The organism is Megamonas sp., from assembly GCF_986095205.1.
On sequence record NZ_CFQVBI010000088.1, the window covers coordinates 1 to 12,579 of the forward strand.

The window sequence follows — 12,579 nt, forward strand, 5'->3', positions numbered from 1 at the left end:
AAACAATGATATCGAATCATTGTTTTTTAGCGAGCTTATATCTCCATAAATAAATTTAGGGGCTTTACGCTCGCATTTGGTAAATTATATTTGAAAATCTCTCAATATATAATGATATATAATGTTAAATGCTGTTTATTTTACTTTGCAGAATTTTATTCATAGAAAAAATTTTTTGTTGGTTTATTTCTATATTAAGAAATAAATAAAAAAGTTAGCTTTTTCTTGAAATCAAAAAGGACGTAAATTATAATAAAATTTATCTATAAAGGCAGGTGAAAAAGAGTGAAACAATTTAATCAAGATAATATGAAAAGTATAAGTGATTATATTAATAATTTTTATGAAGATAATCCCTTTACAAAACATTTAGGTGTAGATATTGTTTCTATTGATAAGGGAAATGTATGTGTTAGTCTGACAATTAAACATGAACATACAAATGTTTATGGCATAGCTCATGGTGGTGTGATTATGTCCCTTTGCGATATGGCTATGGGCGCAGCCTGTCTTAGTGTGGGAAAGAAAGTAGTAACTTTGGATTTTAATATTAATATTTTAAAATCTATTGATATGGAAGATGTGGCTATTGTAAAAGGAATAATTATTCATAATGGAAGAAGTACAGTAGTTGCTGAATGTGAAGTTTTTAATAAAGATAATAAATTATGTGCCAAAGCTCGTGGTACATTTTTTGTGATAGGACGATTAGCTAGTGAATGAGATGATTTTTAAACGACTTATAATTTTTAGTATAGTTTTTGTACAAATTTTTATAGCATTTAACCCAGCAAGAGCTATGGATAGCATAGTAGATGATGCTCCGCCAGTAGATGAATCAAAACCATATATTCCTGTTACAGCAGATAATCTACAAGATATGACGGCTCAAGCTGCAATTTTGATAGATGCAACTACAGGTAGAGTTCTTTATGAAAAAAATCCAGATGCTAAAGCGATGCCTGCAAGTACGACTAAGATGATGACTTGCATACTTGGACTGGAAAATGCAAATGATGATGACATAGTCGAAGTCGATAAACGTGCTGTAGGTGTAGAAGGTTCTGCCATTTATATAAATGAAGGCGATAAAATAAAAATGTCAGAACTGTTGCAAGCTACAATGCTTGCTTCTGGTAATGATGGTGCTGCAGCCATTGCTTATTATGTAGGAAAAGGCTCACTAGAGATTTTTGTGCAAATGATGAATGATAAAGCAAAAGAAATTGGCGCTACTAATACACATTTTAATAATCCTCATGGATTGACAGATATGAACCATTATACAACAGCTAGAGACTTGGCTAAGATTGCAAGATATGGTTATGAAAATGAAAAATTTCGTAAAATAGTATCAACAAAAGAACAAGAAATACAGTGGGTAAATCCAACAGAACGAAAAGATATCTATGGTAGTACAAATCGCCTATTGTGGAATTATGATGATGTAACTGGTATAAAAACAGGATATACTGATGCTGCTGGTGGTTGTTTAGTAGCTTCTGCACAGAAAAATGGAGTTACACTTATTGCTGTGGTGTTGAAGACATCAGATAGTAGAGCTCGTTTTATTGAAGGTAGAGCTTTATTGGATTATGGATTTAAACATATAAAAGAAATGAAAACTGTTGATGAACAGAAATTAATTTCTAGTATATATACGCATAATAGCACTAATTATAAGACTACAGTAAAACCTATAGAGCCTTTTACTTATTTAGTCATGGATACAGATAATACAGATGATTTTTCTTGGAAAATAAATTTACCAGCATATATAGATGCTCCATTAAAACAAGATGCTAAAGTGGGAACGGTTGATTTATTATATCAGGGTAATGTCATTGGTAGTGTAGATATGGTAACGACAGAAGAAGTAACAGAAGGATTTAATCTTTTAGGTTTTTTACACAAATTATTTTTTAGTTAATAAAGAAAAAACTTAATAAATGAAGGGAATGATAATATGCAAGCATTACTACACGCTATCAGTGGTGTTTTGACTTTAATTTTTATGGGGCTGATAGGTTGCTATCTAGCTAAGATTGGTTGGATAAACAAAGATAATAAAGCCTTATTGCCGAAATTGGTAACAAATGTATCATTGCCTTTGTTTTTTATCTATAATATTACACATGCTTTTAGTCATGACCAATTATTGCATTTAATAACAGGTTCTATCGTGCCATTTATTTCTATTGGTGTATGTTTTATTTTAAGTGTGTTTTTGGCAAGATTTATGTCTAAAAAAGGTCATAGAGGGATTTTTCAATCTACATTTACAACTTCAAATACTATTTTTGTAGGTTTACCAGTAACTATGGCATTATTTGGTGAGGAAGCAATACCTTATACTTTATTGTATTTTTTCGCTAATACTACATTCTTTTGGACTTTAGGAAATGCTTGTATTCAGGCAGATTCAAAAGAATTTTCTTATCAGCAAATGTTTACTTTAAAAACATTGAGAAGAATTTTTTCTCCACCGATTTTAGGGTTTTTAGCTTCATTGATTATTTTAATTTTAGACATTCCTTTACCTAAATTTTTTATGGATACAGCTCAATATATGGGAAATTTGACAACACCACTTGCTTTGATTTTTATAGGTGTAACACTTTATTCTATGGGCTTGAAAAAAATTCGTTTTGATTTAGGTTTAATAGGTATATGTTTAGGTAGATTTATAATTGCACCGCTTAGCATGTACTTATTGTCTTTTATCTTCCCTATGCCAGAATTGATGTTTAAAGTATTTGTAATCATGGCGTCATTGCCTGCGATGATTCAAACAGTGGTATTATCTAGTCTTTATAATACAGATACAGAATATGCAACATTAGTAGTTTCTGCGACTACATTATTATCTATAATTACAATTCCAATTTATATGGTATTATTATCGTAAGTTTTGGTTCATTTTTCTTTTAATAAAAGAAAAACGAACCAAAAAGAAAATTTTACCCCGCAATATTGATTTTACTTTAACAAAGATAAAATTATGTCTACAACGTTCAAAACTCGCTTTGCTCAAACAGTTGAACTAAAATCGTATCCATAATTTTATCTTTGTTAATAGCTTTCAGCTACCGTAAAAGTCTACTAATGCGGGGATTTTTGGTATTATAAATGATTAATAATAAGTTAATATTATAAAATTTTAGTTGTAGAAGTTTTTTAGTTTGTTTTTCATTTAGTAAAACTGAATGTTAAAAATTTTTGGAGGAGAAATTTTTATGTCCTATAAGGTTTATTTATTTGATTTTGATTATACTTTGGCAAATTCGGAAGTTGGTATTGTGAAGTGTTTTGAGTTACTTATGGAGCAGGAAGGGTATCCGCTTCGTCCTAAAGATGAGATAAAAAGAACTATTGGTCTGCCTATGAGTGAGGCTTTGTCTATATTGACTGGAGAGGTTGATGAAGCAAAAATACAGGAATTAAAAGATAAATATACTATTTTTGCTGATTTATATATGACAGAGAATACATATTTATATGATGATACAAAAATGGTATTGAAGACTTTAAAAGAACGTGGGGCTAAAATAGCAATTATCTCTAGTAAAACACGTCGTCGTATTATGCAGACTTTGACTAGGGATAAAATAGATGATTTGGTAGAGTTTATTATTGGCAGTGAGGATAAATATGCGTATAAACCTGCTCCAGATGGAATTTTAGAAGCTGTTAAGCGTTTAAATGTAGATAAAAAAGATGTAATTTACATTGGCGATAATATTGTAGATGCTCAAGCTGCTCAAAATGCGCAGGTGGATTTTGCAGGGGTATTAACAGGAAATAATATTAAAGCAGATTTTGCAAAATTTCCTCATGTTAAAATAATGAATTGTTTACAAGAATTAATATAATGTCTTGGATATAAAATTTAAAATAATTATGTAGATAAAAAGAAAAAGTAGTCAACTAAAATATATTAAACGGAAAGGGGGAATTTAATATATTTTTAGATTGACTACTTTTTGGCTATAAGTAAGAAATAGAGTTTAAATCTGTGAGTGTAGTGCAATTATTAGTATTTTGGATTAAATCAAAAATTGGATTATCATTTGTTGGATAATAACAAAATGTAGCATAATATTTTCCATCTTGTAGATATAGTTCTATAATACTATTATCTATATAGACGGACAGATTTAATTCATCTTGAGCTTTTACTAGAAATTGACGAATGCCTTTTCCGCCTAATTTTAATTGACTGCGGTCTATAGTAAAAATAGAAGTATTTTTATCATAAGTTAATAAAATATATTCATCATTGAATTTTAATTTACCTTGCCAGCTAGAAATATCTTTAAGGGGGATAGATATTTCTAGTTTTTTATTTGCAGATAAAGAGATTTTATCTGTATTTATTTTTGTTGTAGTATTTTGATTTAATTCATTTAATTCGCTTATAGGACGTTGGTATAATTTATCATTTTTTAAAATTAATTCACGTGGTAAAGTTAAAGAATGAACCCAGCCATCATTTATAGTTGGATAATCTTGTAATTTATCTGGCATACCCACCCAACCAATTAAAATATGGCGGTTTTCATGAACTAAAACTTGTGGTGCATAAAAATCAAATCCCATATCAAACTCATGAAATTCGCCATGAGTAAATTCTAGTGTATCAGGATTAAATTGACCGATTAAATAGCCTGCTTGATAAAGATTTTGATATTGATATTTTTGAGCTTTTAAACCTTGAGGGCAGAATACTAAAATATCTTTATCGTCTATAGTAAATAAATTAGGACATTCCCACATATAACCGAAATCAGTTAGTTGAGTTTTTAATTCACCCCTAAAAATCCAATTTTCATCAATTTCTTCATAGATTAAAGCGCAACCTGTTAAATTTTCACGTTGAGCGCCTAAAATAATGAAACTGCGATTATTTTTGGTAAATATATAAGGGTCGCGAAAATGTGTAGTATATCCTTTAGGTACGGTATCAATAATGATTTTTTCTTTGATGAATTCACCATCATCATCTTGTTTAACTAAAACTTGACGAGGATAGCGTATATTTTGTTCATCTTTTAAATTAGCTGTGTAAATAATTTCTAATTTATTATTTTTACTACGTGCAGAGCCAGAATAACAGCCATCTTTGTCAAATTTGTCAACAGGAGCTAAAGCTATTTGAGGTTTAGTATAATTTATAAAATTTGTAGTTTGTGTATATGTCCAATGTTTATGTTTATGTTCACAGCCAAAAGGATTCCATTGGAAAAATATTTGATATTTACCTTGATGATAACAAAGACCATTAGGGTCATTAACTAAGCCTTTAGGCATTTCCAAATGAAATTTGTTATGCCATTGCATAAATGAAAGTCCTCCTTCATTAAATATTATTTTATATTTTTGCTAAGCGTGTGCTTTCACGTATGATTAAATTCATATTGTGGTCATATTCAGAAGTTACAGGGTGATTTTGAAGCATAGATAATAATTTTTCTGCTGTTTTTATGCCTAGATGTTTATAATCAAAGGCTAGGCTAGTCAATGATGGATAAGATATACTGCCTACAGGATAACCACCAAAGCCAGCAAGTGAAATATCTTGGGGAACATGGATTTTCTTTTCATGAAAATAACGCAATAATCCTAAAGCGATATTATCTGTAGCACAGATGACTGCACTAGGATTAAAAGACACTACAGTATCGCCTAAATTATAGGCTTGTTCAAAACTAAAATCAGTTTGAACAAAAGATATTTTACCTTGCGGATTATTAGCGAGAAAACCTTGTCTAAATCCTTTATAGCGGTCTACGCCTACAGCTTTATCTTGAGGAGATACTCCTAAAAATACCACTTGTTGATGATTTAAAGAGGCGATATATTCACCCATCAATTTGCCTGCATTGATATCATCTACTTTGATAAAATTTACTTTATCGTGGCTTTGTCCTGTAAAAATGATGGGGATATTAGCTTGATTGATTAATTTTAGATGATTGTCATTGATATTGATAGAGTCAACGATAATTCCATCTACACCTTGTTGAATTAATTGAGAGATATTATCTAGTTCTTTTTGCGAATTTAATTCACTGATTAAAATCAAAGCTTGATATCCCATTTGTTGTAAAATTATATTAAAACCTGTCAATAATTTGCCCGCAGAAAAAGAGTCTAAACGAGGCATGACAATGCCGATTAATTTACTTTGTTTAGTTTTTAAACGTTTGGCAAAAAAATTGGATTTATAACCTGTCTCACGTATGACTTTATCAATTAACATAGCTTTTTCCTTGCTTACGTAACCATTATTTAGATAGCGAGAAACGGTGCTTTTAGCTACTCCAGCTAGATTAGCAATATCTTGTATAGTGAGTTTTTGAGTCATGATAAAGTCATCCTTTGCAATAATTATTCTTCTGGTTTAAAGCATACCATAGTTAGAGCAAAAGCGACAGCTAAACCAATAAAATTAACAAGTAAATAAGCTGGTAATCTATCCATATATAAAAGCATACCAGGGATAACAGTAATACCCATACCTGTTCCAGCTAATTGTAAGATACTAGCTGTAGCACCAGCACAAGCACCACCGATTAATCCGCAGATAAAAGGTTTAACAAAACGAAGATTGATACCGAAAATAACAGGTTCAGTAATACCTAAAAATGCAGGAATAATTGAAGAAATATACATTGCACGTTTTTTCTTATTTTGAGTGCGTAGAGCAACAGCGATAGCTGCTCCACCTTGAGCTACTATAGCACCAGTGATGATAGCATTGAACATATCTTTACCAGTTGAAGAGAGTAGTTCAATTTCTAAAGCATTGAATACATGGTGAACACCACTTACAACAATTAATTGATGAAGACCACCAACGAAGAAACCACCAATACCATATGGCAATTCTAAAAATGTCTTAACTACATTGAAGATAAAAATTTCTAAGGCATGCATGATTGGTCCAATGACTAAAAGACCTAAGAGCATGGAAATAAATAAAGTCAAAAATGGAGTGATAATTAAATCGACAACATCAGGAATTACTTTTTTGAGGAATAATTGTAATTTGGAAGCGAAAATACCAAGTATTAATGCAGGTAAAACAGAACCTTGATAGCCGACAATAGGAATACTGATACCGAATAAATCAAGATATAGAGGAGAAGCAGTGCCAGCAGCAATAGCATAAGCATTTGGTAATTGTGGCGCTACTAACATCAAACCTAAAACAATACCGATTACAGGAGTTCCGCCGAATTTTTTCATTGCAGACCATGTAACAAGTGCAGGTAAAAAAGCAAAAGCAGTATCAGTTAAAATTTGAGACATTAATAAGAAATTATCACTGAATTCAATGCCTAAACTTGTAGCAGAACCGCGCAGTCCCATGAATAAACCAGTGGCTACCAATACAGGTATGATAGGCACGAAGATATCGCCTAAAGTACGTGAAATTTTTTGAGATAAAGACATTTGAGCATAAGCTTCAGCTTTATTATTAGAAGCTAAATGTCCTGTTTGTTTGATGATGACATCATAAACTTTATTTACAAATCCAGTTCCTAAAATTATTTGATATTGTGCAGCAGCGAAGAACTGTCCTTTTACGCCATCAATATTTTCAATAGCTTTTTCATCGATTTTAGATTTATCATTTAAAATCAAACGAAGTCTAGTAGCACAATGTTCTACAGAGCGAATATTATCTAAACCGCCAATATTTTCTAAGATTTTTTGCGCAACAATTTCTTCTTTAGCGAGATTGGAATTTGTATCAATGGCATTATTTTCAGAAATATTGTTATTTTTAGTATCCTCGTCATCTTTTTGAGCGGATTTTGCTAAGATAACTTGAGCATCATTTTTTATAGTTATTTCATCATAATCGAAAGCATTAGTAACAAGATATGGAGTTGTTACATCATAGCCAGCTTTTTTGATTTCATCTATATCAAAGGTTAATAGCAAATCTCCTTTTTTTACAGTATCGCCTTGATTTACTAAATTATGAAAGGGTTTGCCATTTAAATTCACAGTATCAATACCAATGTGAATTAAGATGGATTCGCCATCAGTTCCAGTAAGTCCAATAGCATGTTTAGTTTCAAAGAGAACTTCTACTTTAGCATCAAATGGTGCAAAGACTTTGCCTTCAGATGGCACGATACCACAGCCAGCACCCATAGCACCAGAGGAAAACGCAGGGTCTTTTACTTTGTTCAAGGCAATTAATTTGCCAGGAATAGGACTTGTTAGAATAAGATTTTTCATTTATGTACACTCCCTTAATTATGGAATTGGTTCCACCTATATGGTATCAGTTCCATAATTTTAAGTCAAGATTTAAATTTTGTATTGTGTTTTGAAAAAGAGTATATATAATAAAAATAGAGCAAGAATGGTATAAATTTTATTTGGGTGGGATTTTTTATGGAAATAAGAAAAATTTATAGTGAATTTAATACACCTGTTTATTTAAGTAAAGCATTAAATTTATATTATGGAGGCTGGGAAATTTGTTGTCCTATGCATACATTTGGGCCAGCAATACGACAGCATTACTTAATTCATTATGTAACGAGAGGCAAAGGAAGACTTTGGATGAATGATACTTGTTATGTAATAGAAAAAGATACTATGTTTCTTATTCGTCCAGGAATAACATGTGTTTATCAAGCAGATAAAGATGATCCATGGGAATATTGTTGGATTTGCATTGATGGTTATGATGTAGAAAATATGTTAAATAATAGTGGTTTTGACAAGGTAAATCCATTATTTTTTGATAAGAGTAATGGTGAAGTCAGAGATGCTATGTTGAATTTTATATTTTATTTTTCTAAGTATAAAAATAATGAATATATGTTGCTTAGTCGTTTATATAATATTTTTGGACATATGAAAATTCAAATGAAAAAACAGCAAGCAAAATCTATTCATGTAGAGAGAGCTATTGATTATATATATGAAAATTACAGTAAAAATATCAGTGTTACCGATATAGCAGAATATTTAGGAATAGATAGAACGTATTTATATCGTTTATTTAAAGAAGAATATGATATGTCGCCACAAAAATATCTTTTAAATTTCCGCTTGAAGACAGCTATGAATAAATTAGAAGGCGGAAATATGTCTATAGCTGATATAGCCTATAGTTGTGGGTTTAATGATGCATCAGCATTTTGTCATCAGTTTAAAAAAGTATATAAAGATACGCCACTTAATTATCGAAGATATCCTCAATTAGCTATTCGCGAATGAGTAAATTTTATAAAAAAGCATAAAGAAAAACCCCCTAGTTATGCACTAGGGGGTGAGTAAAGAATGTATATAAGTCCTAACACAAGAATTATATTAAAAGATAAGTTAATTGTCAATAAAATTTTTTAATAAGTCTATAGATAAAATATATATTAAATATTGTTTAATACAGCTTCAGTCATAGTTTTTGTATCTGCTTTGATGAAGCCTTCTTTATATAAATCAGGTGTGCGATATCCTTGAGCTAAAGCTTTATCTACAGCTTGTTCAATGCAAGTAGCAGCTTCTTGTTCATCAAGAGAATAACGAAGAAGCATAGCAGCAGAAAGTATAGTAGCTAATGGATTAGCAATGCCTTTGCCTGCAATATCAGGAGCAGAGCCATGAATTGGTTCATAAAGGCTAGTGGATTCACCGATACTAGCAGATGGAAGCATACCTATAGAGCCACTTAAAACTGCAGCTTCATCACTTAAAATATCGCCAAAAAGATTGCCTGTTACAATGACATCAAATTGGCTTGGGTTGATGGCAAGTTGCATAGCACAGTTATCTACATAGAGATTTTCCAAAGTGATTTCAGGATATTTTTCCGCTACTTTAGCAGTTGTTCTACGCCATAATCTAGAGGTTGCTAAAACGTTGGATTTATCTACAGAAGTCACTTTATTTTTGCGTTTTTTAGCAGCTTGCATAGCAAATTCTACAATGCGATTAACTTCAGGAACGGAATAATTTTCTAAATCCCAAGCACGTTCATTGCCTTCATAGATTTCACTTTCACATTTATCGCCAAAATAGATACCGCCGATTAATTCACGTACGATTAATACATCAGTACCTTTTACGATTTCTTCTTTGAGTGGAGAATATTCAACAAGAGCATCTGCTACTTTGATAGGACGAAGATTAGCATATAATCCGAGTCCTTTTCTAAGCCCTAAAACAGCTTTTTCAGGGCGAAGTGTAGGTTCTACATTATCCCATTTTGGACCACCAACAGCACCGAAAAGTACAGCATCAGCATTTTGTGCTGCTTCAAGTGTTGTCTGTGGAAGTGGGGTGCCACATAAATCATAAGCAGTACCACCAGCAGGATGACTTTCAAATTCAAGATTTAAATTATATTTATCAGAAACTTTTTTTAAAACGGCAACAGCACTATCAGTTATTTCTTGACCGATACCATCGCCAGGAATGACTACAATTTTTTTACTCATAGATAATCTTAACCCTTCTGTTTAATGTAGTTGATGAGTCCGCCAGCTTTGGCAATATCTTGGACAAAGCCAGGAAGTGGCACAGCTTGGAATGTATCACCAGTTGTGAGATTTTCAATAGTACCAGTGGATAAATCAACACGTAATTTATCATTAGCATGAATTTTTTCTACATCATCACCAATTTCAAGTAATGGCAAACCAGTATTGATGGCATTGCGATAGAAAATACGTGCAAAACTGCTAGCGATTACTACAGGAATACCAGAAGCTTTGATAGCGATTGGAGCATGTTCACGAGAAGAACCACAGCCGAAGTTTTTACCGCCGACCATGATATCACCTTCTACTACATTTTGAGCAAAAGTTTCATCGATATCTACCATACAATGACTAGCTAATTCTTTTGGATCAAAAGAATTTAAATAACGAGCAGGGATAATTACATCTGTATCAATATTGTCGCCATAGCGCCAAACTTTTCCTTCTAATTTTTCAGCCATATTATTCTACCTCCTCAGGAGTTGCGATTTTTCCAAGAATTGCACTAGCTGCAGCTACATAAGGGCTAGCGAGATATACTTCACTATCTACATGTCCCATACGACCACGGAAGTTACGATTTGTAGTAGAAACGCAACGTTCACCAGCAGTCATAATACCCATATGAGCACCAAGACAAGGTCCGCAAGTTGGTGTACTTACAGCAGCACCAGCTTCAATAAATGTATCTACATAACCATTATGGATAGCATCAAGATATACTTGTTGGCTACCAGGAATGATGATACAACGAACATTAGGATGTACTTTATGACCTTTTAAGATAGAAGCAGCAATTGCTAAATCTTCTAAACGTCCATTAGTACAAGAGCCGATAACTACCTGATCAATAGTGATAGGTTCTTTGATGGATTCAACGCTGTGAGTATTTTCAGGAAGATGAGGGAATGCTACTACAGGTTTTAATTCAGAGAGATTGATTTCTACAGTTTGACAATAAGTAGCATCACTGTCTGCTTCAACGATTTCATATGGTTTAGTTACACGGTCTTTAATATAATTGAGAGTTTCATCATCTACAGGGAAAATACCATTTTTAGCACCAGCTTCGATAGCCATATTGGCAATTGTTAAACGGTCAGTCATATTGAGTTCTTTGACACCTTCGCCAGCAAATTCTAATGCTTTATATAAAGCTCCGTCTACACCGATCATGCCGATTAAAGTGAGCATAACATCTTTACCACAGATATATTTAGGTTTTTTACCAGTGATATTGACTTTGATAGTTTCAGGAACTTTGAACCATGCTTCACCAGTAGCAAGGGCAACGCCTAAATCTGTAGAACCAACACCTGTGGAAAATCCACCTAAGGCACCATATGTACAAGTATGAGAATCTGCACCGATAGTTACCATACCAGGAGCTACAATACCTTTTTCTGGTAAAATTACATGTTCAATACCTACACGACCAATTTCAAAGTAGTTTACAATATTATGTTTATGTGCAAAATCACGAACAATTTTAGCAAGTCCAGCGGATTTAATATCTTTATTTGGTGTAAAATGGTCAGGCACAAGAGCTATTTTTGTATTATCAAAAACAGGTTTGCCAATTTTTTCAAATTCTTTAATTGCAGGTGGAGCAGTTACATCATTTGCAAGTACCATATCAAGTTTGCAATTGATGAGCTGTCCAGGTTTTACCACATCAATTCCAGCATGTTTAGCCAAAATTTTTTCGGTCATAGTCATACCCATGAAAATCACTCCAATATCGTTTATTTTAAGTTAACAAATTAACAATGTCATTAAAAGATATGATATTACAAGTGGAAAAATTTTGTCAAGAGTAATATTTTAGCTAGAAAAACGGTAAAACTTTGGGTAAAAAGTATATTACTAGGAAGATTTTTTCTTTTTTTAGGAAAGTAAAAACGGACTTTTGATTTTTAGTATAGGAAATTTGTTTTTGCTAAAAGTATAAAAAGGTTTTATTTTCATTGATATTAATATTTGATTTTAACCATACTGAGCAAGAAGTCTCCTACCTCTAAGGTAGTGAGATGAATTGCTCCTTAGGAGATTGACTGGATATATGTTT

Annotated in this window: 11 protein-coding genes; 5 read left to right on the plus strand and 6 right to left on the minus strand. The window is 32.0% G+C overall.

The window, feature by feature from the left end; translation table 11 throughout:
- The first annotated feature begins 285 nt into the window (after positions 1–285).
- The 4 genes from AC5LAX_RS12695 to AC5LAX_RS12710 all read left to right on the plus strand — a co-directional run bounded on the left by AC5LAX_RS12695 (position 286) and on the right by AC5LAX_RS12710 (position 3,872).
- Positions 286–723, plus strand: a complete 438-nt coding sequence (locus AC5LAX_RS12695; RefSeq protein ID WP_022227707.1) for a PaaI family thioesterase — start codon at positions 286–288, stop codon at positions 721–723.
- A 1-nt stretch (position 724) separates the two neighbouring features.
- Complete coding sequence (locus AC5LAX_RS12700; RefSeq protein ID WP_288909316.1) at positions 725–1,930, plus strand: D-alanyl-D-alanine carboxypeptidase family protein; 1,206 nt, start codon at positions 725–727, stop codon at positions 1,928–1,930.
- Positions 1,931–1,966: 36 nt separating this feature from the next.
- Positions 1,967–2,908, plus strand: coding sequence for an AEC family transporter (locus tag AC5LAX_RS12705; protein ID WP_018999664.1), 942 nt, complete (start codon positions 1,967–1,969; stop codon positions 2,906–2,908).
- 328 nt (positions 2,909–3,236) lie between these two features.
- Positions 3,237–3,872 (plus strand): HAD family hydrolase, encoded by a 636-nt coding sequence (locus AC5LAX_RS12710; protein ID WP_278850251.1) that lies wholly within the window; start codon positions 3,237–3,239, stop codon positions 3,870–3,872.
- Positions 3,873–3,987: 115 nt separating this feature from the next.
- On the opposite strand, the gene AC5LAX_RS12715 is transcribed toward AC5LAX_RS12710, so the two are convergent.
- The 3 genes from AC5LAX_RS12715 to AC5LAX_RS12725 are packed head-to-tail and all read right to left on the minus strand — an operon-like array spanning position 3,988 to position 8,256.
- Positions 3,988–5,340, minus strand: a complete 1,353-nt coding sequence (locus tag AC5LAX_RS12715) for a glycoside hydrolase family 32 protein (RefSeq protein ID WP_288909315.1) — start codon at positions 5,338–5,340, stop codon at positions 3,988–3,990.
- 31 nt (positions 5,341–5,371) lie between these two features.
- Positions 5,372–6,367 carry a LacI family DNA-binding transcriptional regulator gene (locus AC5LAX_RS12720; protein WP_288909314.1) on the minus strand — a complete coding sequence of 332 codons (996 nt, stop codon included), beginning with the start codon at positions 6,365–6,367 and terminating at the stop codon, positions 5,372–5,374.
- Between the two features lie 23 nt (positions 6,368–6,390).
- The gene (locus AC5LAX_RS12725) at positions 6,391–8,256 is read right to left on the minus strand and encodes a sucrose-specific PTS transporter subunit IIBC (protein ID WP_288909313.1); all 1,866 of its coding nucleotides are present in this window, start codon (positions 8,254–8,256) and stop codon (positions 6,391–6,393) included.
- Between the two features lie 159 nt (positions 8,257–8,415).
- Between AC5LAX_RS12725 and AC5LAX_RS12730 the strand changes: the two genes are divergently transcribed.
- Entirely contained in the window at positions 8,416–9,249 is an 834-nt protein-coding gene (locus tag AC5LAX_RS12730; protein ID WP_115152207.1) for an AraC family transcriptional regulator, read from the plus strand.
- A gap of 152 nt (positions 9,250–9,401) precedes the next feature.
- On the opposite strand, the gene leuB is transcribed toward AC5LAX_RS12730, so the two are convergent.
- The 3 genes from leuB to leuC are packed head-to-tail and all read right to left on the minus strand — an operon-like array spanning position 9,402 to position 12,236.
- Entirely contained in the window at positions 9,402–10,469 is a 1,068-nt protein-coding gene (gene leuB / locus AC5LAX_RS12735) for a 3-isopropylmalate dehydrogenase (RefSeq protein WP_115152206.1), read from the minus strand.
- Positions 10,470–10,477: 8 nt separating this feature from the next.
- Positions 10,478–10,972 carry a 3-isopropylmalate dehydratase small subunit gene (locus AC5LAX_RS12740; RefSeq protein WP_288909312.1) on the minus strand — a complete coding sequence of 165 codons (495 nt, stop codon included), beginning with the start codon at positions 10,970–10,972 and terminating at the stop codon, positions 10,478–10,480.
- A gap of 1 nt (position 10,973) precedes the next feature.
- Entirely contained in the window at positions 10,974–12,236 is a 1,263-nt protein-coding gene (leuC, locus tag AC5LAX_RS12745; RefSeq protein WP_270517974.1) for a 3-isopropylmalate dehydratase large subunit, read from the minus strand.
- Positions 12,237–12,579: the final 343 nt, after the last annotated feature.

What these genes read in the sequence shown, in the direction of transcription:
- AC5LAX_RS12700 (WP_288909316.1), top strand. Translation starts at nt 725, where the DNA reads ATGATTTTTAAACGACTTATAATTTTTAGTATAGTTTTTGTACAAATT.
- AC5LAX_RS12705 (WP_018999664.1), top strand. Translation starts at nt 1,967, where the DNA reads ATGCAAGCATTACTACACGCTATCAGTGGTGTTTTGACTTTAATTTTT.
- AC5LAX_RS12710 (WP_278850251.1), top strand. Translation starts at nt 3,237, where the DNA reads ATGTCCTATAAGGTTTATTTATTTGATTTTGATTATACTTTGGCAAAT.
- AC5LAX_RS12715 (WP_288909315.1), bottom strand. Translation starts at nt 5,340, where the DNA reads ATGCAATGGCATAACAAATTTCATTTGGAAATGCCTAAAGGCTTAGTT.
- AC5LAX_RS12720 (WP_288909314.1), bottom strand. Translation starts at nt 6,367, where the DNA reads ATGACTCAAAAACTCACTATACAAGATATTGCTAATCTAGCTGGAGTA.
- AC5LAX_RS12725 (WP_288909313.1), bottom strand. Translation starts at nt 8,256, where the DNA reads ATGAAAAATCTTATTCTAACAAGTCCTATTCCTGGCAAATTAATTGCC.
- AC5LAX_RS12730 (WP_115152207.1), top strand. Translation starts at nt 8,416, where the DNA reads ATGGAAATAAGAAAAATTTATAGTGAATTTAATACACCTGTTTATTTA.
- leuB (WP_115152206.1), bottom strand. Translation starts at nt 10,469, where the DNA reads ATGAGTAAAAAAATTGTAGTCATTCCTGGCGATGGTATCGGTCAAGAA.
- AC5LAX_RS12740 (WP_288909312.1), bottom strand. Translation starts at nt 10,972, where the DNA reads ATGGCTGAAAAATTAGAAGGAAAAGTTTGGCGCTATGGCGACAATATT.
- leuC (WP_270517974.1), bottom strand. Translation starts at nt 12,236, where the DNA reads ATGGGTATGACTATGACCGAAAAAATTTTGGCTAAACATGCTGGAATT.